Source organism: Vibrio glycogenivorans, assembly GCF_051660965.1.
Taxonomy (GTDB): domain Bacteria; phylum Pseudomonadota; class Gammaproteobacteria; order Enterobacterales; family Vibrionaceae; genus Vibrio.
Map to the genome: position 1 here is coordinate 51,690 of NZ_JBPVIS010000017.1, position 25,629 is coordinate 77,318.

At 44.3% G+C, this 25,629-nt stretch carries 29 protein-coding genes and 1 pseudogene; 10 read left to right on the forward strand and 20 right to left on the reverse strand.

The window, feature by feature from the left end:
• From ACSTTG_RS21770 to ACSTTG_RS21780, 3 genes are all read right to left on the reverse strand, one after another.
• A complete protein-coding gene (locus ACSTTG_RS21770) occupies positions 1-1,470 on the reverse strand; it encodes a sulfatase-like hydrolase/transferase (protein WP_438476294.1) in 1,470 nt (489 codons plus the stop codon).
• Positions 1,471-1,730: 260 nt separating this feature from the next.
• On the reverse strand, positions 1,731-2,210 hold the full coding sequence (locus ACSTTG_RS21775) for a GNAT family N-acetyltransferase (RefSeq protein ID WP_438476296.1): 480 nt from the start codon (positions 2,208-2,210) through the stop codon (positions 1,731-1,733).
• 178 nt (positions 2,211-2,388) lie between these two features.
• Positions 2,389-3,240, reverse strand: a complete 852-nt coding sequence (locus ACSTTG_RS21780; protein ID WP_438476298.1) for a dienelactone hydrolase family protein — start codon at positions 3,238-3,240, stop codon at positions 2,389-2,391.
• A gap of 161 nt (positions 3,241-3,401) precedes the next feature.
• Here ACSTTG_RS21780 and ACSTTG_RS21785 point away from each other — a divergent pair, with 161 nt between their 5' ends.
• Entirely contained in the window at positions 3,402-4,340 is a 939-nt protein-coding gene (locus ACSTTG_RS21785) for a bile acid:sodium symporter family protein (RefSeq protein WP_438457549.1), read from the forward strand.
• 107 nt (positions 4,341-4,447) lie between these two features.
• On the opposite strand, the gene ACSTTG_RS21790 is transcribed toward ACSTTG_RS21785, so the two are convergent.
• Positions 4,448-5,341: an SDR family oxidoreductase gene (locus ACSTTG_RS21790; protein ID WP_438476300.1), complete on the reverse strand. Its 894-nt coding sequence runs from the start codon at positions 5,339-5,341 to the stop codon at positions 4,448-4,450.
• A gap of 155 nt (positions 5,342-5,496) precedes the next feature.
• On the opposite strand from ACSTTG_RS21790, the gene ACSTTG_RS21795 reads away from it, so the two are divergent.
• Positions 5,497-6,393: a LysR family transcriptional regulator gene (locus tag ACSTTG_RS21795; protein WP_438457551.1), complete on the forward strand. Its 897-nt coding sequence runs from the start codon at positions 5,497-5,499 to the stop codon at positions 6,391-6,393.
• Between the two features lie 9 nt (positions 6,394-6,402).
• Here ACSTTG_RS21795 and ACSTTG_RS21800 read toward each other — a convergent pair whose 3' ends face one another.
• The gene (locus ACSTTG_RS21800) at positions 6,403-7,305 is read right to left on the reverse strand and encodes a LysR family transcriptional regulator (RefSeq protein ID WP_438457552.1); all 903 of its coding nucleotides are present in this window, start codon (positions 7,303-7,305) and stop codon (positions 6,403-6,405) included.
• A gap of 117 nt (positions 7,306-7,422) precedes the next feature.
• On the opposite strand from ACSTTG_RS21800, the gene ACSTTG_RS21805 reads away from it, so the two are divergent.
• Entirely contained in the window at positions 7,423-7,866 is a 444-nt protein-coding gene (locus tag ACSTTG_RS21805; protein WP_438457553.1) for a DoxX family protein, read from the forward strand.
• A 60-nt stretch (positions 7,867-7,926) separates the two neighbouring features.
• A complete protein-coding gene (locus tag ACSTTG_RS21810) occupies positions 7,927-8,718 on the forward strand; it encodes a DODA-type extradiol aromatic ring-opening family dioxygenase (protein ID WP_438457554.1) in 792 nt (263 codons plus the stop codon).
• Between the two features lie 42 nt (positions 8,719-8,760).
• Here the strand turns inward: ACSTTG_RS21810 and ACSTTG_RS21815 are convergent, their stop codons facing one another.
• A complete protein-coding gene (locus ACSTTG_RS21815) occupies positions 8,761-9,330 on the reverse strand; it encodes a TetR/AcrR family transcriptional regulator (RefSeq protein WP_438457555.1) in 570 nt (189 codons plus the stop codon).
• 123 nt (positions 9,331-9,453) lie between these two features.
• Between ACSTTG_RS21815 and ACSTTG_RS21820 the strand changes: the two genes are divergently transcribed.
• Positions 9,454-10,344 carry a haloalkane dehalogenase gene (locus tag ACSTTG_RS21820; protein WP_438457556.1) on the forward strand — a complete coding sequence of 297 codons (891 nt, stop codon included), beginning with the start codon at positions 9,454-9,456 and terminating at the stop codon, positions 10,342-10,344.
• A 331-nt stretch (positions 10,345-10,675) separates the two neighbouring features.
• Positions 10,676-11,794: a hypothetical protein gene (locus ACSTTG_RS21825; RefSeq protein WP_438476301.1), complete on the forward strand. Its 1,119-nt coding sequence runs from the start codon at positions 10,676-10,678 to the stop codon at positions 11,792-11,794.
• 89 nt (positions 11,795-11,883) lie between these two features.
• Here the strand turns inward: ACSTTG_RS21825 and ACSTTG_RS21830 are convergent, their stop codons facing one another.
• Complete coding sequence (locus ACSTTG_RS21830) at positions 11,884-12,018, reverse strand: hypothetical protein (protein WP_438476302.1); 135 nt, start codon at positions 12,016-12,018, stop codon at positions 11,884-11,886.
• Positions 12,019-12,353: 335 nt separating this feature from the next.
• Complete coding sequence (locus ACSTTG_RS21835) at positions 12,354-12,902, reverse strand: hypothetical protein (RefSeq protein WP_438457557.1); 549 nt, start codon at positions 12,900-12,902, stop codon at positions 12,354-12,356.
• A 519-nt stretch (positions 12,903-13,421) separates the two neighbouring features.
• Between ACSTTG_RS21835 and ACSTTG_RS21840 the strand changes: the two genes are divergently transcribed.
• The 3 genes from ACSTTG_RS21840 (at position 13,422) to ACSTTG_RS21850 (ending at position 16,422) form a co-directional block, all read left to right on the forward strand.
• Positions 13,422-14,318, forward strand: coding sequence for a hypothetical protein (locus ACSTTG_RS21840; protein ID WP_438476304.1), 897 nt, complete (start codon positions 13,422-13,424; stop codon positions 14,316-14,318).
• 610 nt (positions 14,319-14,928) lie between these two features.
• Positions 14,929-15,750, forward strand: a complete 822-nt coding sequence (locus tag ACSTTG_RS21845) for an SDR family oxidoreductase (protein WP_438457559.1) — start codon at positions 14,929-14,931, stop codon at positions 15,748-15,750.
• Between the two features lie 135 nt (positions 15,751-15,885).
• Positions 15,886-16,422, forward strand: coding sequence for a nucleotidyltransferase family protein (locus tag ACSTTG_RS21850; RefSeq protein ID WP_438476305.1), 537 nt, complete (start codon positions 15,886-15,888; stop codon positions 16,420-16,422).
• A 229-nt stretch (positions 16,423-16,651) separates the two neighbouring features.
• Here ACSTTG_RS21850 and ACSTTG_RS21855 read toward each other — a convergent pair whose 3' ends face one another.
• From ACSTTG_RS21855 to ACSTTG_RS21865, 3 genes are all read right to left on the reverse strand, one after another.
• Positions 16,652-16,999: an SH3 domain-containing protein gene (locus ACSTTG_RS21855; protein WP_438476306.1), complete on the reverse strand. Its 348-nt coding sequence runs from the start codon at positions 16,997-16,999 to the stop codon at positions 16,652-16,654.
• 74 nt (positions 17,000-17,073) lie between these two features.
• The gene (locus ACSTTG_RS21860; RefSeq protein WP_438457562.1) at positions 17,074-17,433 is read right to left on the reverse strand and encodes a VOC family protein; all 360 of its coding nucleotides are present in this window, start codon (positions 17,431-17,433) and stop codon (positions 17,074-17,076) included.
• A gap of 168 nt (positions 17,434-17,601) precedes the next feature.
• Positions 17,602-17,883 carry a CPBP family intramembrane glutamic endopeptidase gene (locus tag ACSTTG_RS21865; protein WP_438476308.1) on the reverse strand — a complete coding sequence of 94 codons (282 nt, stop codon included), beginning with the start codon at positions 17,881-17,883 and terminating at the stop codon, positions 17,602-17,604.
• A gap of 121 nt (positions 17,884-18,004) precedes the next feature.
• On the opposite strand from ACSTTG_RS21865, the gene ACSTTG_RS21870 reads away from it, so the two are divergent.
• Positions 18,005-19,144, forward strand: coding sequence for a ParB/Srx family N-terminal domain-containing protein (locus ACSTTG_RS21870; RefSeq protein ID WP_438476310.1), 1,140 nt, complete (start codon positions 18,005-18,007; stop codon positions 19,142-19,144).
• 269 nt (positions 19,145-19,413) lie between these two features.
• Here ACSTTG_RS21870 and ACSTTG_RS21875 read toward each other — a convergent pair whose 3' ends face one another.
• From ACSTTG_RS21875 to ACSTTG_RS21915, 9 genes and pseudogenes are all read right to left on the reverse strand, one after another.
• A complete protein-coding gene (locus ACSTTG_RS21875; protein ID WP_438476312.1) occupies positions 19,414-19,911 on the reverse strand; it encodes a GNAT family N-acetyltransferase in 498 nt (165 codons plus the stop codon).
• 125 nt (positions 19,912-20,036) lie between these two features.
• Positions 20,037-20,540: a YgjV family protein gene (locus ACSTTG_RS21880; RefSeq protein ID WP_438476314.1), complete on the reverse strand. Its 504-nt coding sequence runs from the start codon at positions 20,538-20,540 to the stop codon at positions 20,037-20,039.
• 318 nt (positions 20,541-20,858) lie between these two features.
• A complete protein-coding gene (locus ACSTTG_RS21885) occupies positions 20,859-21,467 on the reverse strand; it encodes a methyltransferase family protein (RefSeq protein ID WP_438476316.1) in 609 nt (202 codons plus the stop codon).
• 178 nt (positions 21,468-21,645) lie between these two features.
• On the reverse strand, positions 21,646-22,281 hold the full coding sequence (locus tag ACSTTG_RS21890; RefSeq protein WP_438476317.1) for a LysE family translocator: 636 nt from the start codon (positions 22,279-22,281) through the stop codon (positions 21,646-21,648).
• A gap of 46 nt (positions 22,282-22,327) precedes the next feature.
• Positions 22,328-23,161 carry an AraC family transcriptional regulator gene (locus ACSTTG_RS21895; protein ID WP_438457570.1) on the reverse strand — a complete coding sequence of 278 codons (834 nt, stop codon included), beginning with the start codon at positions 23,159-23,161 and terminating at the stop codon, positions 22,328-22,330.
• Between the two features lie 34 nt (positions 23,162-23,195).
• Positions 23,196-23,822, reverse strand: coding sequence for a LysE family translocator (locus ACSTTG_RS21900; RefSeq protein ID WP_438476318.1), 627 nt, complete (start codon positions 23,820-23,822; stop codon positions 23,196-23,198).
• Positions 23,823-24,036: 214 nt separating this feature from the next.
• Positions 24,037-24,555 carry a GNAT family N-acetyltransferase gene (locus ACSTTG_RS21905; RefSeq protein WP_438476320.1) on the reverse strand — a complete coding sequence of 173 codons (519 nt, stop codon included), beginning with the start codon at positions 24,553-24,555 and terminating at the stop codon, positions 24,037-24,039.
• Between the two features lie 70 nt (positions 24,556-24,625).
• Entirely contained in the window at positions 24,626-25,285 is a 660-nt protein-coding gene (locus ACSTTG_RS21910) for a DUF2268 domain-containing putative Zn-dependent protease (RefSeq protein WP_438476321.1), read from the reverse strand.
• Between the two features lie 51 nt (positions 25,286-25,336).
• Positions 25,337-25,510, reverse strand: a pseudogene (locus tag ACSTTG_RS21915) (SAM-dependent methyltransferase); the annotation flags it as partial.
• Between the last annotated feature and the right edge of the window lie 119 nt (positions 25,511-25,629).

Consider the following 25,629-nt stretch of genomic DNA (forward strand, 5'->3'; position numbering starts at 1 on the left):
TTATTTCCTTATTTCGTCTTCGAATGCTATTGCGGGCCCATATTGCGCCATGCCCACAAGGATATAGGGATTCAAGCTCTGGTCGTTAGTGTCTTTAGCAAATCGCCACAGGTTTCGGTACAGCGATCTCATTGTCTCTGCATAGGTGGGATCTTGAGCTAGGGTGTTCAGCTCGTCAGGGTCTATAGCGAGATTGTAGAGTTCATCCACGTCATAGGTATTATGGATTAGCTTCCATTCTTGATTGAACACCGCACGTTGAATTCCATATATTTCGTTGCCATTCGTCTGTGTGTAGAGGTAGGAGTGAATAGGTTCTTGCTGTTGTTGATTGAAATAGTGAATTAAGCTCTTGCCAACCATGGGTTGTTCAAGCTCAGTTCCGGTGATGTCTGTAATAGTTGGAGCGATATCAGCAAGGGAGATAAGATCGTTTATCTGCCGACCTGGCTGATGGATGCCCTTTGGCCACTGCACTGCCAAAGGTATATGGTACGCGCCGCGAAAACTGGCTAAGCCTTTACACCACAGGCCATGCTCACCATTGTAGTCACCGTGATCTGAGGTAAAGACTACGATCGTATTGTCAAGGTCATGGTGTTCTAGCTCGTCCATTACTTGACCAAACAAATAGTCCTCATAGCTGCAAAAGGCCCAGTAGTGACGAATCGCCTCTTTGCGCTCTTCGATGGATAACTGGTCAAAAAGCCTTTTTACTTTTCGGTTGTAGGTCGGTTTATCCAGCATAGTGTCGTTGTGAATATCAGATAGTTCAACGTCAGCACTTTTATACATCTCAATAAAATCTTGGGGGACGAAATAAGGGTCGTGCGGGCCTAAAGTACCGATGTACATTAACCATTTTGATTCACTGCCTCTTAACTCCTTGAGCTTGTTGAGCGATGAATACACCACATCTTGATCATTAAATGGATTTTCATCAACGCCATAATGCAGGTACTGAGGGTAACCAGGTCTGATGATCTCCCCCCTCTGGCGGCTATCAGTGGATTCGTATAGCGGGATCCCGGCATACATCTCCCACCCAGGTGACATCGCTTGGCTTGAGGGATCCTGTTTAGACTCCTTATTACACGTAACATAGAGCTCTTCAAAGCCATGATCCTCGGGTCCAGTGTCATAACAGACATGCCATTTACCGGCATAGAAGGCCTTATATCCGATATTGACTAATGCCGATGAAAAACAGCGGCTTTTAGGATTCATGCGCCGCGATAAAGTATTTTGAACACAGACATTGTTCCAAACACCGTGTTGACTAGGATATTGGCCGGTGAAAAATGAGGCGCGCGATGGACAACAGTGCGGTGAAGGGCAATGGGTATTAGTGAAAGCCAGTCCGTTGTCCATGAGTTTACGAATATTGGGTAAATGAATTCTTGGATCGTTAAGCGTATCCCCTCGCTGTTGATCGGTCATAAATATCAGAATATTAGGCAATTCACTCATACTTCTTTCCTCAAGTCGCTTGCCCCAATACTATTATCCAGCGCTGACGAAAAATGGCCCTGACTCACATCTTCAATTTCCTACAATAATCATTGCTTGTAAGTTTGAACGGAACATTGTTAGCCATAACAAAAAGCAAGAGGAGAGATAACTTTTTGTTATCTCTCCTCCCTCTGACTACAGCGCAACTCGTAAGGACAGCCTACTGACGCTTTACTCTATTCTCGAAACCGTGAAATGCGACTTACTTTGCTCGCGAATTAATTTCCTAAAACCATGATTTCATAATCTGACGTTGAAAAATTGGCCTTGCGGTATGCTTTGATGGCTGCATGGTTATCTTTATGGACATATAAACGTAACTCCAGCCCCTTTTGACTGATCATTTCACTTTTTACAGCCTCGATAAGCAGCGACATCCGTCCAGCGCCTCTTTGAGGCTTGGATAAAAACATACTTTGAATCCACCAGTAATAACCCGCATTCCAGTCACTCCATTCGCGAACCGCAGAAACACTCCCTACTGGCGTATTGCTGTCATCAACTAACACCCAATAGGTCGCGATAGTCGGATCGTTAAGTGCTGCCAAAATCCCTTTCTCTAACGTTTTGGGTACTTTGACACTGCCTTCAGCTTCTTTCGCTTCCTGCGCTGTAAACTCGACTAGGTAAGGCAAGTCATCTAAATTTGCTTTTCTTACATGCATAGTTTTTTCAGTATCGATTAGAATAAATTTCATCCTATCAAAGGCAATGGTGATCGGCTATGTTTCTGCAAAAACCTTTATAAATCACCTTTTCTAAAAAACTATGTCAGTTAAATAGGTCAGTGCCTCGACTCAATTTGGGTTTGAATCGATTAAATGAAAGAGTTCTCAGGAGGTACTTTATCTAATGAAGCCACTGCAAAAAGAGTGCTTAATTGACATCCATTTGTATTTCTAACAAATACTGATCAACTACATATGACCACAGATAATAATGCCTATAGAAAATGTCATGCCCAGATACCCCTTCACCGAGTTTGTAGAATTTAAAATCGAGAGAGCCGCCAGCATTCTTATAAGAGCTGACAAATTTTTCGATTGTTTGGTCAGCGTAAAACGAATCATTTCTGCCATAGATAAATAGAGTTGGGATGCTGAGCGTGCTGCCTGATGCTGCAAAAATGGATTCATTGGGTGAAATGCCATCACTAATACAATCATCATCTACCCAACCACCGGAAAAGTTGATGACACCGGTAAAGGAATTAGGGTGCTCAGACGCGTACTTTAATGAAAGAATTCCGCCTCTGGAGTTTCCAGCGAGCATAACCTTACGTTTGTCGACCCAAGGTTGTTTTAACAGAAATTGATAGGATGCATCCAAAGACGCCATTGCATAATCTAACCCTTGAGCAATACCCTTAGGGTCACATGTATATTGCTCTTTATAGCGTCCCTGTGAGCGTCCCCGGCCCCGCCTCATTGGAATAATAAGGGCGATGTTCTTCTCGTTCAGGACTTTTCCTAAGCCCCAAGGGTTAACCGTTTCGCTAGCAAACTCTTTATTGCCGCCAGTAGAGCCATGATTGAAAATAACAGTTGGAAAAGGCCCATCACCCTCGGGCTTATACAGGGTTGCTTCTAATGTGATCTCACTATCCCATAGTATACCTTTGTCTGTCATCGGTATCTGGATAGTTTGTCCGTAGTCATTCGCTATTACGCCTAAAGAAGCACTTAAACATACTGCCCCTAAAGTAAATGATTTGGTTAGTGAGAGCATTGGAGTCATCTGGTGGTTAAAGTAATCTCTAAATACTAATCACCCTTAAGTGAACCGTTTGTGATCAATGTTATGTATTAACGACATTACCGAGCGCACCAATGAGTTAATATCAGTAAACAACTTGTTTTTTGTAAATCAATTAAGGATAAGGACATCGTATGATAAACAAAATCAACCAGCTTTTTCCTGCTTGGGCCGTGGTGTTTGCAGCAGCAGCCTACCTATCGCCTGAGCTGTTTATCGGTTTGAAGGATCAAATCGTGCCACTGCTGACGATCATCATGCTGGCGATGGGCATTAGCTTGTTACCAAAGGATTTTGTTAACGTCGCTCAATATAAAAAGGCCGTGGGTGTTGGGGTGCTGTTACAGTTTTTGCTGATGCCGCTTTCCGCTTTAGCCATCAGTATCGCGTTGGGTTTTGATACTGAGTTAACCGTGGGTATGGTGTTGGTTGGCAGTGTCGCTGGGGGAACATCATCGAACGTGATGTCATTTTTAGCAAAAGGCAATGTGGCGCTGTCGATAACCATGACCGCCATTTCAACCCTGCTCGGTGTGGTTTTGACCCCATTTCTGGTGCAACTACTGGTTGGCGAAACCGTCGATGTCCCGACTTCAGCCATGCTAATGAGTCTGGTGAAAATCGTCCTGCTTCCGGTTGGCTTGGGTCTTTTAATCAACACCTTAGCCCATAAGGTCGTGGAAAAAATCAGCCCAGTGCTTCCACTTATATCTATGGTCGCGATTGTCTTGATTATTGCTATCGTCGTGGCGCTCAATGCTGAAAATATCAGTCAGGTAGGGTCAATGGTGGCGCTCGCGGTTATCCTTCACAATGGATTCGGTCTCTCGGCTGGCTACTACTGCTGTCGTCTGCTTGGCTTTAATGAATCAACCTGCCGCACTATCGCTTTTGAGGTTGGACTGCAAAACTCTGGGCTGGCAACCGCACTGGCAATGAAATTCTTCTCGCCTGCATCGGCCATTGCTGGCACCATTTTCTCTGTTTGGCACAACATCTCAGGATCGCTGCTTGCTGGATACTGGGTTAGTAAAAAAACGGACAACAGCAAGGATTCTGTTGCCGCCAATTAGCCCATGATTGAACGATAGTTGGTTGCTAGGCAATACCCTAGCAACCAAACAAAACCTCAGAGCGACGCAAGGTTAATCAACCAGCGCCCCTCTGATAAACGTTAAACTCATTTCACCAAGTTCAAAAGCTGAGTCTTGTTTACCTCAAGCCACGCTTTAAACGACATTGGCTTTTTCCCAGTCAATGCTTCAAAGTCAACGCTATTACCATCTGAGTAACCAGCGCGATTGTGCTTGTCCATAGTGACACACAAATCAACGATGGGCTTTGGTAACTCAAAGCTCTCTAGTTTGGCCTGATAATTCTCATCACTAAGCTGTACCACCTGGATTGAGGTACCCAATACCTCATTAATCTGCTTAGCCATCTGCTCATGAGTCAGAGACTCAACGCCATTTAGAGACAGAGTGCGTTTACCCTGGTTCTCATTTATCAGTGAAGCCGCGGCCGCGTAAGCAAGGTCTTTACGAGACAGCTCGGCTACCTGACCAAGCCCTGACGAGGTGAGCCAAAAACCTGTTTGAAAGATACTTGCAAAGTATTCTGGCAGATTCTCAAAATACCAGTTGTTACGCAAAATCGTTGCTGAAGCAATACCACTTTGCATGATCGCCTCTTCAGTGGCTTGGTGTTCATGGGCAAAAACCACCGGCGATTGTTGCGCTTGTGGCATTGAGGTGTAGCTAATATACTCAACCCCTGCCACCTTTGCAGCCTCAACGGCATTAAGGTGTGCCTGTGTACGAGGTCCGGACGCATCGATACTGATTAACAGTAGCTTATCAGCACCTTTAAACGCTGCTGCCAAAGAATCAGGCTGTGAGAAATCAGCCTCGCGCACCTCGACCCCTTTCGCTGCTAGATGTTGCAGACTCTCTGCTCGACGACTGGTCACAATCAGTTGACTTGGGGCAAGCTTAAAGTCCTCAAGAAGAAAACTCACGACCTGTTGACCTAATTTACCGGTTGCACCTGTGACTAGAATTTTTTGCTGTGACATGTTGGATTCTCCATCTGGGTTTACAGGCCTTGCATACGACTTTGGTTTTCTGTCGGCACTCGGCGCTGTTGATGGAGTTACTATAATAGCAATGATTAAAGAGATAATTAGCGTATAATTAAACTCATTGTTAATTGAGATTAAACAGTGTAAGAATGATATCGCTAGATGACATGATGGTTTTTGTTAAAGTTGTGGAAAAGCAATCTTTTACTAAAGCGGCGGAAGAGCTGAACTTGGGCAAGGCGCGGGTATCGCAGATCGTGACCAAGCTTGAAAATGCTCTCAATACTCGCCTGTTGCACCGAACCACGCGATCCCTTTCTCTTACTCAAGCCGGGGCTCATTACTTTGAGAAGTGCTGCGCCGTTAGAGATATTGCCCAGCAAGCTAATGACATGATCCAAGAGGATGAAAACAACCCAAGCGGTCTGATCCGGATCTCGACCCCAAGTATGGCCCTGATTGATCTGCTCAGTGAGTTTTTAACTCAATACCCAGCAATCAAACTGGATATCATTGAGAGTGACAGTTATACCAACTTAATTGACTCTCGCTGTGATATCGCGTTAAGGGCGTCATCAATGCTCGAAGATTCCAGTTTGTATGCGATTAAACTTGGCCACTTTACCGATATGATCTGCACCTCACCCGAATACCTTGATAAGCACCTAGCAGCCGGGAAACCGCTTGAACACCCTGAAGATCTGCTGAAAATGGACTGGATTAGCCACCATATTGTGCACGGCGATAAACAGTTGACGTTGACTTCTACTAACCAACGGGTGTTCAAGCTCGCCCATGCGCCTAAGGTTTCCGTAAGAACCTCGGCCTCTGTTAAAGGATTCTTGCTCCATCATCATGGCTTTGCGATTGTGCCCAGTTTTATGGTTCACAAAGAGTTAGAGTCAGGCCTTCTAGTGCGAATTTTACCCAACGCCCATGATCTCAAGGTTCCAATTTATGCCGTTTATCAAGATAAAGCCCTTATGCCGGCGAGAGTGCGCGCATTGATTGAGTTTCTTAAACAGCGCAGTGACTTTTTTAATTGAACTCATCACTTATACGCAATCCCAAGTCGGTGGTTGAGGAAAGTAGCTCGCGGCAAAGTCGATAAAAGCCCGTACCCTACTCGGCATAAACTGGCGATTCGCGTAAACCAAAAATAACCCTAAATCCGGCAATGTATGCTCCGGCATAATTTCCACCAAATGCCCCGCCTTGATCGCATCACCTGCGATAAAGGTTGGCTGAATGATGATCCCTTGCCCAAGTGATGCCAAACTGACCAAAAGATCACCATTATTGGCAGTGATTGGGGAGCGTATTTCGACCTCACGCGGGTCCAGTTCTAAAAAATGCTGTAATTGGTTTTGCTCAGAATACGAGTAGTTGAGAAAATCATGACCGCTTAGCTGCTCGATATTCTTTGGCACTCCTTTTCGCTTGAGATAATCGGGCGAGGCAAGAATGGCTAATCGTATTGAAGCGATTCGTTTGGCGATGACGGTATCGCTTTTCAAGCTACCAATCCGCAGCGCTATATCGACCCCTTCCTTAACAATATCGACCTTGTGATCGGTGAGATTGAGTTTTATGTCCACCTCTGGGTAGCGGCGTTGAAAATCACTCAACAGGGCCGGTAGATGACGGTGGCCAAACGACATGGGCGCATTGATAGTTAACTGCCCCGATACACGCTGGTGCCAGTCTGCAAGTTGGTTCTCCGTCTCTTCAATATCATCCAAGATCTGCGCGCAGCGCAAGGCGTATTGCTGGCCTGCCTGAGTCAGGGTGACTTTACGCGTGGTGCGATAAAACAGTCGAGTGTTCAGCCGCTGCTCGAGGGCTGCAACATACTTGCTCACCAGTTGAGGCGAGGTATCCAACTTTTCCGCCGCTTTAGAAAAAGCGCCTTCTTGGGAAACACACAGGAAGGTACGCATCATCTCTAGTTTGTCCATGTTAATCCTTTAACAATATTTTGTTGTTAATTATTCAACATAACCAATATTTATCAACAGTTAGTTTGCTATTAGTCTTTAGTTAACCCAACAAGGAAATCGATAAAGGACAACACCATGAACAACAAACTGATTAATCTTGCCTTTGGCTCAAACGCTGGCCTTGCACCACTGCTACTCCGCCTACCATTAGGGCTTATCCTCAGTGCTCATGGCGCGCAAAAACTGTTTGGCTGGTTCGGTGGCTACGGCTTAGAAGCAACCGGAAACTGGATGGCGAGCATTGGTTTTCAGCCGGGGCTACTAATGGCATTTCTAGCAGGCAGCGCAGAGTTTTTCGGCGGCCTTGCTTTGGCACTAGGTCTGTTAACGCGCCCAGCTGCGATTGTGGCGGCTTTCACAATGGCGATGGCAATGACAGTTCATATCGGCAATGGCCTGTTTATCAGCAATTCTGGCTATGAGTTTGCGCTTATCCTGCTTGCAGCCACCAGCTACCTTGCCATTATCGGCGGCGGCCGTGTATCGATTGACCAACTCGTTAGTAAAAAACTCGCATAGCATTTGATAGCCAAAGAGTTTTAAAGATTTCAGATTAGCTAAATATATGGAGAGCCTGAGATGAACACTAAACCTTTTCCTGCCCTGTTTATTTCTCACGGCTCTCCTTTGATGGCGACAGACAACAGCGATACGGCACGTTTTCTTGAAGTGCTTGGTCGCCAACTTCCTAAACCCGATGCGATACTCGTGTTTTCCGCCCACTTCGACCTTGATGGCGAAGTTGTTATTACCGGAAATCCAAATCCCGCCGTTATCCATGATTTTTATGGCTTTCCTGAAGAGCTATATCACCTCGATTACCCTGCTCCCGGCGCACCAGAGCTTGCCAAACAGATAGTCTCTACCTTAGTCGAGGGTGGCGTTACAGCGCGACTTGATCCTCAGCAAGGCTGGGACCACGGCGTGTGGATTCCGTTACGACTACTCTACCCACAGGCTGATATTCCCGTCGTCCAAGTCTCAATTAGCACCCAAGCAGGGCCTGAATTTAATCATCATCTTGGCAAGCTGTTGGCCGCATTGAGGAATGAGCGGGTGCTGTTTATTGGCTCTGGAGGTGCCAGTCATAATCTCGCTGAGTATTTTACGCCCTCACCAAGCCCTGATCGGGCCGACAAAGTAAATCGCTTTACCCATTGGGTCGATGAGCAACTTGAAAAGGGTTACCAACAAGCACTGCTTAATTATCAAGAACTCGCGCCAGAGCTTAGCTTTAATCACCCAACCCAAGAGCACTTTACCCCGCTGTTTCCGATAATAGGCAGCAGCACCAACCACAAAGCAATCTGTCTGCATCACGCGATTGATAATGAAGTTTTGGCGATGAACGCTTATTTGTTCGAACAGTAAAATTCTCGTGGATTTGTTCACCGCATAGTCGCAAAACTAGACTCAATCAGATGCCGAGCTCAGTTGATCCCATAACAGCGCCTCAATCGAGGCGACCATGCTATCTAGGTCTCGGGGCAGTGCCCTTGCCGTGATTGAGTAGCCTTCAACAAATGGGACTAAAATCGATACCGTTCGCGTAAGGCTTGCTTCATCGTGCGCAAGCGGCCGGAGAATATCACTCACCACGTTGACTAACGATTGATAGAAGTTCATTAGGTAATCATCAATGACACTGTTGCGCGTCGAAATCGCCCAGTACTCACGAAAAATCCGACACATATCGGAGAGCTCATGCCCATGAACAAGCAATTCACGGATAAACTGGTGAAGTCCTTCTCTAGAGTCAATGCAAGGGTATTCACCCAACTCAGCCAGACACTGTTGAAAATAGCGATCAGCCATTGAGGTCAACAGCTCATCCTTGGTTTTGAAATAATACTGCACGTTGCTAAGCGACATATCGGTTTGCAAAGCTACCCTGCGCATGGTCAGCGCAAAATCGCCCTCTTGCTTAAGTAGCTCAATAGCCACATCTAAGATTTTGTCAGCCTTTGATTTTTTCTCTGTCATCACTCGTGCTAGCCAGTTGGTGTGTTGCCGCTTTTTCAATCCTGATATTGACATACTAGGTCGACTGACCTAAACCTTCAATAACTAGGTCAGATGACCTAGTCAGCTCGAGAGGACCCAATGATGACACAAGTACTTCGCACACCAGATTCTCAGTTCGACAATCTCAAAGACTACCCATTTAAGCCAAACTATGTTGAGGAGCTGCCTGGCTATGAAGGGATACGCGGTCACTATCTTGATGAGGGTGACCCTAACTCATCAGAGACCTTTCTGTTATTGCATGGTGAGCCGACGTGGAGTTACCTATATCGCAAGATGATCCCGGTTTTTGTCAATGCGGGCGCTCGCGTTATTGCTCCCGATCTGATTGGTTTCGGTAAATCAGACAAACCGGCATCTGAAGATGTACATACGTTCGAGTTTCATCGCAACTACTTGATAGAGCTGATTGAGCACCTCGATTTAGTCAATATTACTCTCGTGGTGCAAGACTGGGGCGGCCTGCTTGGCCTCACACTGCCGCAAGCTATGCAAGCCCGCTTTAGTCGCTTGCTGATCATGAATACAGGCTTTTTGATTGGCCCGACTACCCAAGAAGCCTTTCTAGAGTGGAAGCAAGACATCATCGAACCTCAAGAGCTTACGCTAGATACTTTCATGAAAAAATATGCACCGACTTTAGATGAGCAGGAGGCGAAAGCCTATGCCGTGCCATTTCCTGACGGGACTTATCAAGCAGCTGTACGTAAGATGCCAAAGATGGTAGCTAATCCAGACAAGGCTTGTGTCGATATTTCCACCGAGGCGATGGCATTTTGGGGCAAGTGGTCAGGCGAAACCTTTATGGCTGTTGGCATGAAAGACAAAATGCTTGGGCCTGCCGTTATGGGCTGGATGCAAAGTGTCATCAATGGCTGCCCTGCCCCCCTAGAAGTGCCCGATGCGGGTCATTTCGTTCAAGAGTTTGGTGAAGAAGTTGCGCATGCCGCACTCCAGCACTTTAACTTGTAGCGCGTAATCTAGCCCAAGCTTGCACCGTGGTAATAGATCAAACGATTGGCTTGTTTGGCTTTAGGAGAGTAATAAAGTCTCATACTAAGTATTAAAGTGTAATACTTAGGAATAAAAGTATCACACTAGAAAGGCAGCGAAGATTCGATTTCGCTGCCTTTTTGCTGTGTGCTCTAGCGCATTTTTGCCCCAAAGTTTCTTAGACTAGATGTTATTCACTAAAATAGCATGTTTCAGTTTACCAAAATTTTCTAATGTAAAAAATCTGATGTACAGTGGTTTAACTTAACCTCTTTGGCTGCATTTTTTATAAGCAAAAGGCATAGGGATAATGAAGGAAAAGGTGACATTAAAGCCAATTACTCCTAATACTATCTACTTTCCATCAATCGATGAGTTCGCACGTTTTTTAGGCTTTGGTATCTCTGCCAGATCTAAAGCTAGGATCTTTAAAGAGCTGTTATCGACAGACTTCAAAATGTCTCCTCGCACTCTAGATAGCCTAGGAAGTAAAGGTATTTCTGGGAAAACAGCCCGCCGTGCGTCTTGGCCAATATTGAGGTTTCTGTTTAAAAATGGGTTGCTTCAGTATCTTAAGGAACTGCCCAAATCCCACAGAGCGACGGAAGTGATTCACACGTGGCGCGCGCCGCTCCTCACCTTTAATCATGCGAATTCAAACATTGATATTCAGCCATTGCATTCTTTTCTTTACCATAGAAATGAGCTTTATCAGCCAATTAAACATTTCATTGATACCAGCCCTAAGCTAACCACAGATAATCAAACTGAGTTACTCGTATCATTTTACAAATTGGCGTTACCTCAAACGTTACTGTCAAAGGAAGAGCAGAAAGAGATACTTCGACTAGTAGCAAGTGATGATATACATCGACAAGAGAACTGTACGAATAGACTTTATATTCAATATTGGTTCTATGATTTCCACTTATCACTTATGGCAACGCTCGATTTTACCATTCTCGAAAACGCCAACCTCATGTCAAAATATGAGCATGGGTTATTTGCTCATGTGTTTAAGCAAGAGGGTGTAACCTACCTCAGTAAGCTTCTAAATCATTTAAGAGGGCTAAGCAATTATAGCGATTATCAGCTCGCTAAATTTATTCCGATAAAAAGAGATAAAGAACGCGAGCATGCAACTACAATGTTCGAAGCACAAACTAAAACTTTGAAAGAGTGGCGTTCAGGGAAAACACACCCTACTAGTAGTACGTTAAAACAGTTTTTTGAGAACATGGATGCTGATAGCTATGTATTACCTATTGTGTTAGTGGCTATGATTTGTATTGGCCTAGATAAGCGATTGAAAGACCCGAGAATGAAACCGTGGACGGAGGAGTTTCAGAGCACATTCTCAGCGGAACGTTATGCTCTTTACTTTGAATATTTCAAAAAAAAGCTGCCTAAGTTAGCAGCTTTAGCGTAATTATTTACGTGGTGGGTTGTTTGTTCGACCGCCGCCAGAAGGATTACTTGTCCCGTTTTTAGTTGGCCAGTTGTTTTTGTTGCTCATTGTTATGCCTCTTGGTCTTCTGGGCGACTGTCCTCACCGCGAGACTGCCAATAAGCATCGTGCTCTGGGTCTAGCTGGCGAGAACGGTTGTCTAAATCATCTTGAGTTGGCTGGCAGCCATCTTTAAATCCTGACATGTTGGATTCCTTCTATTATTCGTAGCCTTATTGCTACGAGCTTTAGAATGCATTAATCACTGATATCTCGTTAGGGGGGGGAAGCGCGCAAGTTTTACTTGTTGTAGAGTTTATACCCGCATCTAATAAAATATACATGTTGTCTGACTGGTTTTTCTCGGTATTCCATATACCTGACAAGGCTTTATCTAGGGACGTGATACCGATGGTAGGAGTAACACGCCTTTGCCCCAAAACGTTTTTGGGGCGTGCAATTATTCGAAATATAGAGGTACGGTTGTCCTTACTTATATTCATCTGTTGTAAGTGTCTAGAGAATCGGTGGCTACGTTATACTACATGGTAGGAGTGAACAGACCTTTAATGACCATATCCTCGATAATGGTCCCAGCGACCTTTTCAGCTGGAGTATCGCTAAGACCTAGCAACTGTCTACGCTTGTCTGAGTTAGATTGGCTACTAGATACACCGTACATTCCAGTGTAGATTTCTTCTTCTGTTTTGTTATTAACTACATGTACTTCGACATCAGCACCAACTTCTACGCCAGACTCGGAATCACAAGATGTAGTCCCAAATGTATCAGCCCCACCGCCACCGACAAAGGTTGATTCAGATGAGTGACACACTGTTTCACCTTGCCACTCCTCCTGAGTAACACCAGCACCCACTAAGATACCATAATCAACACTATCCATTGCAGATCTTGCCTGGTCCCTATTGAGTGCATTAAGCTGAGTGATCGACGTAACATTCAAGCCCATCTCAGTGAAGTCTTCCATCAACTCAGCATCCAGTTTTTGTGATGCTTCAAGATCAGTTGTGATGACAACCAGTGCAACTTCTTTCCCATTAAGGTCATCGTTAGTCAACTTCTGAGCCATCGAGTGGCTAATGTCAGATGAAGCACAACCAGATAGAGCACCGGCAGTTATAGCTGCAGCAAGTGTAAGAATCTTTTTCAAAACGATTCATATCAATCCTCACTTAGTAATCATCAAACATCCTTGCTGTGTAATCCATCTATACGACAAATCACCGTATAGTTGATGCTTTGATATTAGCTTGGATATTTTATGAGTTGAAATGATTTAAACTCATCACTGATATGTGCATAGGTTATTTCATTTTACAGGATTTGTAGTGAGCAAGAGAACTTGGCCAACTTGAGTAGAGGTTTGCAAGGAGCGCGAAAAAGGTTCCTCGGCTAACTATGGGTTTTAAGTTTTATACCACTACTTAATTTTAAAACTAAAGCAACCCATTTAACAACAAGCCACTAACATACTGATAAAAAAGATTTATTTAGCTAATTAAACAGTAGTAAGTGGTTTTTTCTACTTGTAGAATCACGTTCAAGCCGTGAGGCTTGCAAATAAAAAACACTATAACAAGGAATAAAAATGAAAAATAATCTACTTGTGATGGCGCTAGGTTTAACCTTGGCTGGCTGTGGGGGTAGCAGTGGTGATGACAATGGCGATGGCGGGAGTGGCGGCGGCACTATCACCGACGAACAAGTAATCAAAGTTGTAGAATCCGTCATGGAAAACCTAACCACTAATTACTTTGTAGATGTCGACAACAGCAATGAGTACCCTGTTAATGACTGGAACGGAATTGCTCGAAATGACTCATACCGATGTCGTGACTACGGTCCAAACCGCGCTCTGTGTGAAGAAAACCCGAATGAGAGCATTTTTGGAAATGGGTTAACAATGCGATACAACCCGACCCCAGATAAGCCAATCCAAGTATTTATGTATACAGAAGATGAGACTCTTAGCGGTGAAGATGCTGTACTACCAAGTTACGTCTCTGAAGGAATGGCACTAATTCAAGAAGTTGTTGGCTACGGATTTAACATTTTCTCAACAGTAAAATACCTGTATGTTGAGGATGCTATGTCAATCAACTTCTCTGACTTCTCAGCTACTGACGTCACTGGCGGAATCATTGTTGCAGATGGCTACATGGGAAGTTGGACACCCGGTGGGTTATGTGGGGCATGGGGTGCCGTCAGGTCTTCATCTGCTGGTGGTCAGCACCTTGTGGACGCACAGAACCACTTTAGTGTTGATAAAGGCTGGTCATGGGTCACCGTTGCAGGCGAAACATGTGGAGCAAACGCAGAACTAGTGGCACATGAATTTATGCATGCCTTTGGTTTTAAAGATCACTTTGATGGCTTTGGTAACAATGGAATGTTTGATGTACGAGCTAAGTCAGCATTAAGAACTTTGTACAAGAATGATGCGGGTCTTCCAGCAGATCAACTTCAAATTCATATTCACAGATAATGCATCTCACACCAATACAAAGGTCGCACATTGCGACCTTTTTAGTTTTCGACCCCGTTCTCCATCATGCTCAAATAATGAATGCCCTTCCTAGTCACTACGTCGTTTAGCCATGATTTTACCTACAAGTTGGTGAAGTAAGATCTTAGTTGGGCTCGGAAGCGATTAGAATGCGGTATTTATGGGACGCGTACGAACTACTTATTATGATGTAGTGACATAATTATTTTATCTAGCCGACAAAACGCTTGCCCTAGGTAAAATTATGCGAGATATATCGAATTAAGCATCAGCCCTAACTCACATTTGTCCAGAAGTGAGTTACAAAGGGCGGCAATGACAGGTAGGCTATTATGATACTTTAATACTCAGTTGTAAGCCGATTCAGAGTAGGTTGCAGTAATTAGTATCAATCTTTTTTCTGTGCGCGTGCCAACTAGAACTGTACAAACAGGATTGCTTTATCGATTAGCATGAAACTTTATCCCTCTCCCTCATTGGCATTGGTGAAACTCACAAGTTTGCACTAGCCTAAACTTGATTTGGAGCACTAAAAACACGTGCTCACAATGCAATCAATACTTCTTTACTCACTTAGGGGGCGCTCTCAATGTCTAAGCGGATTCTTATTACTGGTGCAGGCTCAGGATTTGGTCGTGGGGCGGCACTTCAGCTGGCTAAAAATGGCCATCAAGTGATCGCTGGGGTACACATACCCCCACAAAAATCAGACCTACTTGCTGAGGCTGATAAACTCGGCATCACTCTCGATGTCATGGTATTGGACATCACCAATGAAGCCCATCGCCAAAGCGCTTTCAAACAGGAGATAGACATCCTGGTTAATAATGCTGGTGTTATAGAAGGTGGGCCAGCGGCAGAAATCCCATTGGAGAATGTTCGCCACAACTATGAGGTGAATGTGTTTGGCACACTCGCCATGATTCAGGGTTTTGTTCCTCAAATGGCCAAACGCGGCAAAGGTAAGATTGTGACTGTAACCTCAACCGTGGGTTTGATGACGGTTCCCACGGTTTCTATCTATGCCTCGACCAAGCACGCTCTTGAGAGTCTTCTCGAAGGGCTCAAAGTGGAACTGCAAGATACTGGGATTGAGATCTGCTCTGTGTTGCCTGGCGCGTACAAAACCGGATTCAATGACCGCGCGGAAGACCCTATGGCCACTTGGTTCGACCCTCAGACCACCACTTTGCCCCAGCACGTGATGGAAGACGTGGGTCGCTTGATGGCCAATCAACTCGAGCCCCAGCAGCAGATTGATGATTTAGTACGAGTTGTAGAGGAAGAGAACTCTAGGTTCCGTAATGTCTGTCCCCCTGAAATGGTGCCCTTTATTAAGATGCTCCAAGAACGCTCTTGGGACGTCAAGCATGATGAGCAGTTGTGGGTCAATCCTCTCGACGCGGGTTAATAGGGTAAGGGCTGGTCTCCACTGGCCCTATTCATTAACACCTTGCTTAGAAGTAACTCATCTATCCGCTGTAACTTGACTAGATTTTCCATGACTGTAATGTGTCGAGGCGCGTTTGTTTAGCGGTTGCTAAGAATGGAAAAAATCATCGAACTCATAAGGCAAGATCCAATGCGAGTGCAAGCTCTGAGATTGGTTGCCCAGCTCAACCTCCCCCAGTGCTACATAGCAGCAGGGTTTATTCGTAATTTGGTTTGGGACTCACTGCACAACCTCGAGCGCCCCACACCACTCAACGACGTGGATGTTATTTACTTTGATCCAGAGGAGTCGAGCCTCGGTTGCTATTTGCTGTATGAAGCACAACTGACAAAACTGATGCCTGAGTTAAATTGGCAGGTACGCAATCAAGCGACAATGCACGTCGCCAATGGCGATTTACCTTACGCCAGTTCTCTGGACGCAATGCGTCACTGGCCAGAGAAAGAAACAGCCATCGGTATCCGTCAAATTACCTTGGGACAGTATGAGTGCATTGCGGCGTTCGGATTTGAGTCATTGTTTAAAGGCTATGTCACGTTTAATCCAATCAGTTCAAGACAAGCTTACGATAGTCGCTTGAAATCCAAGAATTGGCTAAAACAATGGCCTTTACTAAAAGCCTCTTCATAATCTTTGTGTACGACTCGCCGTCTTTATTTCTCGAATATACAGCACAAGCTTTGGTGTCATTGCAACAAACTGAACTAATGATAAATATGTGTTGATGGTTACTAACGATTAACGCCCCTATCGACAGAACGAAGTAATCAGCTTTATTGTTCGATTATGTTGGCTGCTAGCGCAGCCAAGGATAGGTATTACCTAGTGACTGGTTTGGGCTCATATGTGTTATGCAAGCTCATACAACGGTGAGATGGTTTAATGGAGCCCATGCTGACTCTTTGTTACCCTCAACCTTATGACACCAAATCCAACCATTAACCTCATACTCCTTGATCAACACGTCCCCTTTCACCAAACAATGTTCTTTTGCAGAGTAATCTTTAAGTACGTGAGCAACGGAGTGGTTAAGTTCGAGTATTTGTTTAGGCACCCAACCCTCCTTGTCTTCTCCGCGGCAAAACACCCAATTAGGCCAATCGCCGCTAGAATCAGACTCTTCGACAAACTGAAGCTCTTCACCTGCTGTCACCTGTATTGGGCTCTCAGGTGCATCTGAATAATTCTTAACTACCGTGTACTTCATTAGGCGTCCATTCCTCTATCCATATAATGCTTAAGCATTTATCCAATTGCGCTCGGTCATTTTGCCTTCGCCTACTATGCTCGTTGCTCTGACCATACAGCGAACTCGTTGCCACTCGGCTCTTGAAAGTGAAATCGACAACCGCCCGGAAACTCAAATATAGGGCGAATGATCTTTCCACCGTTGCTGGTAATCTTTTCTTGGGTTGCTTCAATACTAGAACTGTAAAAAACTAAAAGCGCGCCACCTGTTTCAGTTTGATTGCAAGAGTCAGACTTAAAGATTCCTCCATCTAGGCCCTGATTTGAAAACGCTGTGTATTCTGCACCGTAGTCGATAAACTCCCAAGCGAAGACCTTGGAGAAGAAAGCCTTCGTAGCTGCAAGATCGCTGGCACCAAACTCAACATAGTTGAGCTTTTCATGTTGATTCATATCGTTCCCTCTGATTTTACCCGTCTTTAGGCTCACTTTTACTTGAGTTATCTTAAGGTTAATTTAATGGAGCATCAATCTTGTTGCGACCCAGTCGACAAGCACTTCCATATAGTGGGAAGGAGCAAGATTGTGCCAGTTACCCTAGCTTAGAATAGCCTGTGTCAATTACTGTTGGGCAATGGTTTGAACGCGATATGCGTAGATGTACTCGATCAAGTTTAAAGCAAGGTGAGCAGCAAAAGGTGCAATCACTCCGCTACGAACATAATACAGTCCCGTAAATAGCCCTCCTGCTACAACACCTGTCAGGATCATATACCTAACTCCTCCCATCCAATGAAGGAGACCAAAAAACAGGCAACTTAATAGCACCGCCCAAATATTTTTTACCGTTGCAAGTCGTTTCTGGCCAACTAGGCAACAATCAATCGTTTTAGAATCTGACAATTGAAAACAGAACGGAATGCAATATTATTGCAAAGTAGCATTAATTGAACTGTAAGAAAAACTTAATTTAGCATAACTATTATCTCTGGCCTAACTTCGTCATTAAACACATGGAACTGAGATGAAAAATACAGTATTAGCGCTAGTTATTACAGGCATGCTAGCTGGTTGTACGGGCAGTAGCGATAATAACGATATAACTCTGAGTGAAAAAGGGAAAGAAGAGCATCTTAGCTTTGTTGTGGGCGATGTCCACTGGGTTACTGTTGGTGATCTAATGCCAACACAGAGAACATTGGGTATGCTTCAAAATAACTACAAGCTTGGACGCTGGCAGCTAGAAGAAGAGAAACTATTCGAAGAATTCTGTGAGACCTATGGTCTTCGTGATTCCGTTGACTACTTCGATGAAGACAGCGACTTCAATGACCCAGACAGCTTCGTATGTAAAGACCCACGCGATTCCGACGGAGAAATATCAGAAGACCAAAATGGGGATGAGCGAATAATGAGCTGGATCAACCCCGTTATTGTTGGCCCTGATGGCGCACTTTACCTAACCGACGGTCACCATACCTTTAGTCGCTTCCATGATATGAAAGACGGCGGAAAAGACACAAAAATACTGGTTCGAGTAGAGGACAACTTTGCCTTTGACGCCAATGGTAACCGCAGTGACATGACAACCTTCTGGCAGAAGATGCAGGAAACAAAAAACGTGTACCTGTTCGACAACGGTAATGCGATCAAGCCGAGCGATTTACCAAAAGACTTAGGCGCAGCAACCGCAGATAACCCACGTGGGCTCATTAACGACGATTACCGCGCCCTTGTATATTACACGCGTGATATCGGCTGGCACAAAGGAAGCGCCGAATCGATCCCATTCCTAGAATACTACTGGGCAGAAGAGCTACGTGACATTATTCGTGTAGATGGCACCGACTCTATTGAAGACTATGTACAAGTCGTTCTTGATGCATCTCGCTATATGGTCAGCCTCCCAAGTTATTATGTCCTCGGTGACAGCGGCAAAACGGCTACTGAGTTGGGTCAATTACCAGAACTAGAGTTCAACAATACCCAAAGTATTATTGAAGAAATCATCTGTGAGTGGGATGAAGATGACGCTAAAGATGGAAGACTAAAACTGGGCAAATTGGGCTGGTCATTCTATAATTCCGGCAAAAATATCGAAGATTTCCCATACCCTTGTAACAACTTGAGTGACTACGAAAATCGTTACGATCTATCTCGTTAGTTCTTAATTGTCGTAGTCACAACCATATATGTTGTGACTACGATAGCAGCTCACAACACTGTCTTCGATTAGCTTGCTCGGCTCAAGTGATAAACCAGCTTCTGTTTCAATCAATTTTCAATCGCAACTAACCCAATATCTTGCCAGAAGATTTGGAAATACTTTGCCCAGAAAGGTTTTTCAAACGCTACTGATGGCACTATCAATTCCATTTGTTGATCTCCTTCACGGCTTTCACCGCATCAAACTGTAGACAAATATATGTATCGTCAAAATTGGACAAGTTCAAAGATTAGTTGGTTCTTTTTGCTGTACCTAGCTAAACGGTTCGAGCATAGTTTACAACCGGACTTTTCAAGTACTCGCTGTGAGGCATAGTTTTCGGTGTCACATATTCCGTAGAGATGATTGGTAGCGAGCTTTTGCATAACCATTGGCACAAATGCTTTTAAAGCTTCTGTTGCGTACCCTCTGCCTGTAAACTCTTTCGCGATGTGATACCCAACTTCCCAGCCTTGCTCAACTTTCGCTACTTGCACAAGACCAATGTGAAGCCCTGATTCATAGATGGCATATACAAAGGGTCCCTCTGAGTTACTGTAACAGGCGATCAAAAAATCAATAGCATTTTTCGCATCTTGAACCGTCTCGAACACTTCATCAGGAACAAATCGACGATTATCGTCGTCTAGGGAATATAGATGCACACTTTTCGCTAACCCTGCCTCAAGCTTTCTTATCGTGATCCTTGTTGTTTTGATTTCCAAATCTTATTTCCAACTTATACCCGATAGGTCAACATACATCTATTTGAAATGGACATACAAACATTTTAATTGGTGAATGGTGAACAACAACATGGGTAAGCATAGATGTTAACTTTCCGCTACACTCACGCCGCCGACGTTTTTTTATAATAATATCGATAATAACCTAGTAAGTTACTTGTGATAAAAAGTACTTCCATTAGAACTGCCGTTGGTGAACCTATTGCATAGTTGTGGATTAACCAAAAAGTTGTGCCCACAATCATGTATTCCCTCAAACGACGATCGTTTTTACTAAACGCCGCTACTGTTTGAAAAACTGACGCCAAACAGCTAATGATACTAATAATTCCTGAATAGGTTACAACAGATGAAATAATTGACCCTGTACAAAATACATACTTTAGCTTATTGGAAGTAGAAAACGCACTCACTAAATACCTAATAGTGGCAATGACCATTAGACTTGCTGCTGTGTACTGCTCAAGTAAAAAGAAATGACTTGAGATAAACAAGCCTGCAAAAAACAGGCACGTTACGATTTTTTTTCTGTCTTTAAACTGGAATGACATCAAGTCAAACCCTATGGCTATAGCTACCAATACTTGCGACAAAATGAATGGTGTCACTATACCTCCCTGTGAATATACCAGCTAATTTGTGATCCAACTCGTTAACTCAAATCGACTACAAACACGCTATCGTCATTAACAGACTGAAAGTCATAACGCTTAGCTAACAGCTTTCCCGACTTCTCACTTAAAAGTGATAGCACTGGTTAGCTTAGTACTGCTTTGTATCTCTAAGTATCACTCATTGATATCAAATCCCTTGGCGCAGATGATACCTGCCCGCATCATGGATTAACAAGGTTTTAACCACACTTTTTCTTCAATCACCGGACAACACTGTACATACATACAGACTAAGAAGTGAAGAGCCCGAAATTACACCCAACGCCGCACTTTGCTCGAGTACTGAGTGTATTGCTCTGGGAAAAGCGCTCTAAGATGGCGCTCCTCAACTTTAGCTTGGCTATTTAAGGTGAACACCCCCACCAACAGACAAAGCAGCGTAAAGTACGATGGCAAGGCGAAGAAAAAGCCCAGCTGAGCGGTAGCGACTGATATATACATCGGATTTCTTGAGTATCGGTAAACGCCCTGGGTAATGATTTTGGCAGGTGCGTTCGGGTCAATACCAGAGCGCCAAAGTTTCCCGAGTTTAAAGTGAATGATAGAAGTGGCAAAAAAACCGACAACAAGAAGCAACATACCTAAAGCTTGAATGGATGGTGTAACCAAAGCCGTTATCATTCCCAGATAGTTGTCCATGTTTGGGACCGCCACACGTATCAAGCACAGCGCCCAGATGCAGGCTCGAAACAATCTAAAAATCTGGTGGTTGTACCAGCTCTTGGTATGCTTTTCGCCCCAAAAAACTACCTCAGAGGCAATGGCACGCTTCATTGTACTAATTCTCACCGCGTAAAAGACAGCGACAAAAGTAAAGAAAGCTGCTAAGAAAATACGTGTGAATTCAGTAATATCCGGCATACAAACAACCACCTAAAGCGAGAATAAACGGTCTCCTCGTTTACAAAGAAATGATGGCAACCGATTGACCTTATACTTAAGGATAACCTAGCCGGCGGCAAACGCAATTTAGGGGTAAACGACCCTGCCATCAAAGCGGCGAAGCTCAGAGAGAAAGTCACAAATATTTGGATCACCTCTAAAACAAGTAGCTAACGAACAAAGATACGCCAAAAGAGGCAAGAACCAACCCTGCTGCTCTCTCGATCAGATAGATATAGTTCGACAACGGTCTTTGCACGCTAGGCTGCCCAATAAAGGACGCGATAAATAAATCCCAGACTAGGACTGCGAAAAACATCCACACTCCACATGACGCTTGCTGGATTAGTGTGACATCATTACCTAGGATCACCGTCATCAAACTGGTGTAGAACAATGCGTTCTTGGGATTAAGTAGCGCAGAATTGAAACCTAGAGCTAGTTGTTTTGACACAGACGGTGCTGGTAATTGCTCAAATTTAAAATCAGTATTCCGTTTGTTACTTTTTAACAAAGCACAACCCAACCACACAAGCCACAACCCTCCAATAGCTTCAACCAAAAAATAGATAACTTGATTATCGCGAATAATAGTCTGACCAAATATCGCCAATCCTATGTAGAGTGCGTTCCCGAGGGCAACACCCAAACAAATAAACCGACTACCCTGTAATCTGTGACGGATCGAATGAGCAACGATTAAGAAGAAGTCCTGGCCTGGGCTTAATAACGCTAAAAAATGAGCAATAGCGAGGGCGGGAAATGCGACTGGGAAAAATGTAGAGTACGACATATTTGAGCATCCATTTGAAACACCCAACGACTATGAAGTAACCCGCTTATTCATTATTGTCGAAAATTGACTTTATGAGTTGATATTGTCTTGGGGTTGAAGCTGTGTAGGACACAAAGGCGCGATGAAGCTGACTCTGGTCAAAAAAGCCTAGCTCAGCGGCAACATCCGTAATTTGCATGCCCCCTTTCAAAAGTGCCTTCGCCCTCTCAACTTTGTAATTATTAAGAAAGGATTTAGGCGTGATCCCAAACTGTCTTTTGAACTTTCTAATTAGCGTTTCTGAACTGTATCCAAGCTGTTTGGCAATGCACTCAAGCTGTGGGGGATTTTCAATGTCTTCTAGTAGCAAGTCTCTGACTTTGTGGGCCAGGTTAGCATCATTATCCTTCACGCAAGGCGAACAACATCGACTTAGCATATCGAGTATGGCGTTTTCTATTGCTGAGGCGATTTGCTGAGATTCGAGCTCTTTGAACTTGGAGAGTAATTGTCCAAGGTCAAATTCACTCGCCTTAGTAGAAAATACAAGACGGTCTACCCTGAAGTTTGTTACCTCATGGCCAAACAGCCTTGATAGCGCGTTACGGCACCATCCATGGTCAATATACAGCATTTGGTAGCTTCTCGGCTTTCCATCTACTGGATTACAGGCATGAACCAAGTTCGGCTCAATAAGAATCACATCACCCGCTTTTACAAGTACTTTTGTCTTGGATAGCGATAAACATGTTTGACCCGCCAGCATGATCCCGATAGATAACTCAGGATGGTAATGGGCTTTGTAGCTTTGCGTGCTCTCTCGAGTTGTTCTTACCGAGAGATAGGGAATAAGTGGGCTGCTCCAGTAATCTTGACTAATGCTTCTTACATGACTCACCAAAATACCTATCCCCTTAATGTTGGTATGGAAACTACCTTTGCTTCATAAATGCCACGGCTAAACCCGAGGACACGAATGTCAAACCAGCGCCCATATTCAAGCCGGATACAAGGCGGGGTTTTCGTTGAAACCAGTCTGAAAGCTTTGCTGAAAAAACGCCCATGAGACTGAAACCAATCGCGGTAAGGATCGCAAACCAAACACCATATCCGATCATCTGCAATGTCACAGAGCCCAAATGTGGCTGAACGAACTGAGGGACAAACGCTAGCACAAACATACCTGGTTTTGGGTTAAGAGCAGCGGATAAAAAACCCGTCGAGAAAATTGCTTTCATTGATTGCTTTTTTGCCGGCTCTAAAGAAAATAAGTTTCTCGCGCGTAGGACCTTAATACCCAACCAAATCAGATAGGCGGCACCAACAAACTTCACCACATAAAAAGCAAGCTCTGATGTCTGAATTAAAATAGTCAAACCAAACGTTGCAGCGATGACGTGAAACAGGATCCCCGCACCTGAAGATGCTCCTGACACTATGGCAGCCCATTTTCCTTGGCTCAAGCCCCTACCGATGGCCAGTAAATTGTCTGGCCCTGGCGATAGTACTAACAATACACACGCCAACGTGTACGTTGTAAACACTTCTAGAGGGAACATCACGCGGCCTCCTTGTGCGCAGCACCATTTCTATCAAACCAATGAAAATATGACTTGCATAAACTACCTTACAAACATAAGAAAAATACTGTCAATTAACTTTTTCGATAATCGAACTGCTCGTTGTCTGATATATAGAATGGGGCAAATTATTATACTTTCACCAACGAGTGCCGGTTCAAGGCCTGAGAGTCTCTTAGTCGACTGCCGATCTTTAATCGCACTTAATCCAATATCTTGCCAGAAGGTTTGGAAATACTTTTCCCATCACGATTTTTTCAAACTGTCCACCGTTGGCCTCAATGACTTTCCTCGAGGCAAGATTATCTTCATCGGCAGTCACTAGTGCATCACGAATACCCAGCTCTTTGGCCTTTGGAAGCGCCAGTTTTAGCATTAACTTCCCTTGACCTTTGCCACGATAGGAAGGGGCAATATCATACCCAATATGCCCAGCTTCTAGGGATAAAAATTCGTTGGCAATGCTATGTCGAATGCGAATAACACCACGCATACGCTTATCTGCTCCTACAAGCCAGAAGTGACTGCAGGGTACGTAACCCTCGCGTAAGTTGATCCCTTTGGCCTCGTCAGTCAAGCGTTGGACATAGTTCGCAAAATCACGCTTGCCGGCAAAGTAATGAGCGGCGTTTTCAGCATCAAACAAAGCGAAATCATCGTAAAAATCAGCAAATGCATGCTCAAACTCTAGCGATGGTGATACCAATTCCATGTTTCTATCTCCAATACTGCTTCACACTTCTATAATGGTTTCTAACGGGGGATAAAAGAATCGACCATCGTCAGTCAAATATCTCGTGGCTACTAACATGCTCGAGCACTGAACTCGCCTGGGTAGCGTACAACTTTGACGCAGGAACGCCGAACTGTTTAATATAATGAATGACAAGTTGATAACCTAAAGAGTAACCAGCATATCGCGGTATCGACTTTAGATTGCTACCAAGAAACCAAGCAAAGTGGTCATATGTGCTACTAGATAACTCATTTTTTGCCTTAATCCAAAGAGATGATAGCTCGTGCTCATTTAAAGCTTTTGCATAGAATGGCGCTCCTGAGGTTCGTAACTCAGCTTCAAAACAACACGCCAACCCCTCAGAAATCAATGCTTCTCCGAGCGTGGTACCATACCCGACCTCTCTCCAGCGCATCGCATGATGAAACTCATGCCCAAGGGTTGCCGTAAACTCTTCAGAGAAGCTTTTTTGCAGATTAGAGTTATTTGGATCAATCCTAAGGTACACCAAATCATCTTTAGGGCAATATCCCACTAGTCCCGTTTCAGGAATAACTTCAGAGCTTGCACTTATAACCACATCGACATTTTTTACTGGTATGAGAGTCTCAATACGATCGACTGAGTTTTTGAACTCGGAAATGATCCTCTTCTCGAGAGGGGAAAGTCTGCTTTTCGCATTAAGTAGGTGCAAGTCAATACTCATATAGACCCCTAACTGATAAAACCCTAGTCACTCAATTCGCAATAACATTTGCTAAGTCCGTCTAACAGCCACCACAGAGTATGTATGCCAATGCTTCAGCTTACCCAGGGACGTCGTAGATTTTTCGTCTCGCTCACTGAACCTAATGATCTCAAAGCCTAAGAATTGAGATCTCACTTCTAGCTCTGATAATGGTGTTGTCGGATTTCGGAAATTAGTCGCCCATGGTAAGACCCCACTTCCCTAGACACTTAATAGTTATATAATTCAACAAACTCTGAGGTGTTGTTATGAGCGGAAAACGCTACACAGAAGAATTCAAAATCCAAGCCGTTGAACAAGTC

What these genes read in the sequence shown, in the direction of transcription:
- ACSTTG_RS21885 (WP_438476316.1), bottom strand. Translation starts at nt 21,467, where the DNA reads ATGCCGGATATTACTGAATTCACACGTATTTTCTTAGCAGCTTTCTTT.
- ACSTTG_RS21900 (WP_438476318.1), bottom strand. Translation starts at nt 23,822, where the DNA reads ATGTTCCCTCTAGAAGTGTTTACAACGTACACGTTGGCGTGTGTATTG.
- ACSTTG_RS21780 (WP_438476298.1), bottom strand. Translation starts at nt 3,240, where the DNA reads ATGCTCTCACTAACCAAATCATTTACTTTAGGGGCAGTATGTTTAAGT.
- ACSTTG_RS21870 (WP_438476310.1), top strand. Translation starts at nt 18,005, where the DNA reads ATGAAAAATACAGTATTAGCGCTAGTTATTACAGGCATGCTAGCTGGT.
- ACSTTG_RS21820 (WP_438457556.1), top strand. Translation starts at nt 9,454, where the DNA reads ATGACACAAGTACTTCGCACACCAGATTCTCAGTTCGACAATCTCAAA.
- ACSTTG_RS21785 (WP_438457549.1), top strand. Translation starts at nt 3,402, where the DNA reads ATGATAAACAAAATCAACCAGCTTTTTCCTGCTTGGGCCGTGGTGTTT.
- ACSTTG_RS21790 (WP_438476300.1), bottom strand. Translation starts at nt 5,341, where the DNA reads ATGTCACAGCAAAAAATTCTAGTCACAGGTGCAACCGGTAAATTAGGT.
- ACSTTG_RS21890 (WP_438476317.1), bottom strand. Translation starts at nt 22,281, where the DNA reads ATGTCGTACTCTACATTTTTCCCAGTCGCATTTCCCGCCCTCGCTATT.
- ACSTTG_RS21775 (WP_438476296.1), bottom strand. Translation starts at nt 2,210, where the DNA reads ATGAAATTTATTCTAATCGATACTGAAAAAACTATGCATGTAAGAAAA.
- ACSTTG_RS21840 (WP_438476304.1), top strand. Translation starts at nt 13,422, where the DNA reads ATGAAAAATAATCTACTTGTGATGGCGCTAGGTTTAACCTTGGCTGGC.
- ACSTTG_RS21860 (WP_438457562.1), bottom strand. Translation starts at nt 17,433, where the DNA reads ATGAATCAACATGAAAAGCTCAACTATGTTGAGTTTGGTGCCAGCGAT.
- ACSTTG_RS21815 (WP_438457555.1), bottom strand. Translation starts at nt 9,330, where the DNA reads ATGACAGAGAAAAAATCAAAGGCTGACAAAATCTTAGATGTGGCTATT.
- ACSTTG_RS21810 (WP_438457554.1), top strand. Translation starts at nt 7,927, where the DNA reads ATGAACACTAAACCTTTTCCTGCCCTGTTTATTTCTCACGGCTCTCCT.
- ACSTTG_RS21845 (WP_438457559.1), top strand. Translation starts at nt 14,929, where the DNA reads ATGTCTAAGCGGATTCTTATTACTGGTGCAGGCTCAGGATTTGGTCGT.
- ACSTTG_RS21850 (WP_438476305.1), top strand. Translation starts at nt 15,886, where the DNA reads ATGGAAAAAATCATCGAACTCATAAGGCAAGATCCAATGCGAGTGCAA.
- ACSTTG_RS21910 (WP_438476321.1), bottom strand. Translation starts at nt 25,285, where the DNA reads ATGAGTATTGACTTGCACCTACTTAATGCGAAAAGCAGACTTTCCCCT.
- ACSTTG_RS21800 (WP_438457552.1), bottom strand. Translation starts at nt 7,305, where the DNA reads ATGGACAAACTAGAGATGATGCGTACCTTCCTGTGTGTTTCCCAAGAA.
- ACSTTG_RS21855 (WP_438476306.1), bottom strand. Translation starts at nt 16,999, where the DNA reads ATGAAGTACACGGTAGTTAAGAATTATTCAGATGCACCTGAGAGCCCA.
- ACSTTG_RS21770 (WP_438476294.1), bottom strand. Translation starts at nt 1,470, where the DNA reads ATGAGTGAATTGCCTAATATTCTGATATTTATGACCGATCAACAGCGA.
- ACSTTG_RS21830 (WP_438476302.1), bottom strand. Translation starts at nt 12,018, where the DNA reads ATGTCAGGATTTAAAGATGGCTGCCAGCCAACTCAAGATGATTTAGAC.
- ACSTTG_RS21835 (WP_438457557.1), bottom strand. Translation starts at nt 12,902, where the DNA reads ATGGCTCAGAAGTTGACTAACGATGACCTTAATGGGAAAGAAGTTGCA.
- ACSTTG_RS21805 (WP_438457553.1), top strand. Translation starts at nt 7,423, where the DNA reads ATGAACAACAAACTGATTAATCTTGCCTTTGGCTCAAACGCTGGCCTT.
- ACSTTG_RS21795 (WP_438457551.1), top strand. Translation starts at nt 5,497, where the DNA reads ATGATATCGCTAGATGACATGATGGTTTTTGTTAAAGTTGTGGAAAAG.
- ACSTTG_RS21825 (WP_438476301.1), top strand. Translation starts at nt 10,676, where the DNA reads ATGAAGGAAAAGGTGACATTAAAGCCAATTACTCCTAATACTATCTAC.
- ACSTTG_RS21905 (WP_438476320.1), bottom strand. Translation starts at nt 24,555, where the DNA reads ATGGAATTGGTATCACCATCGCTAGAGTTTGAGCATGCATTTGCTGAT.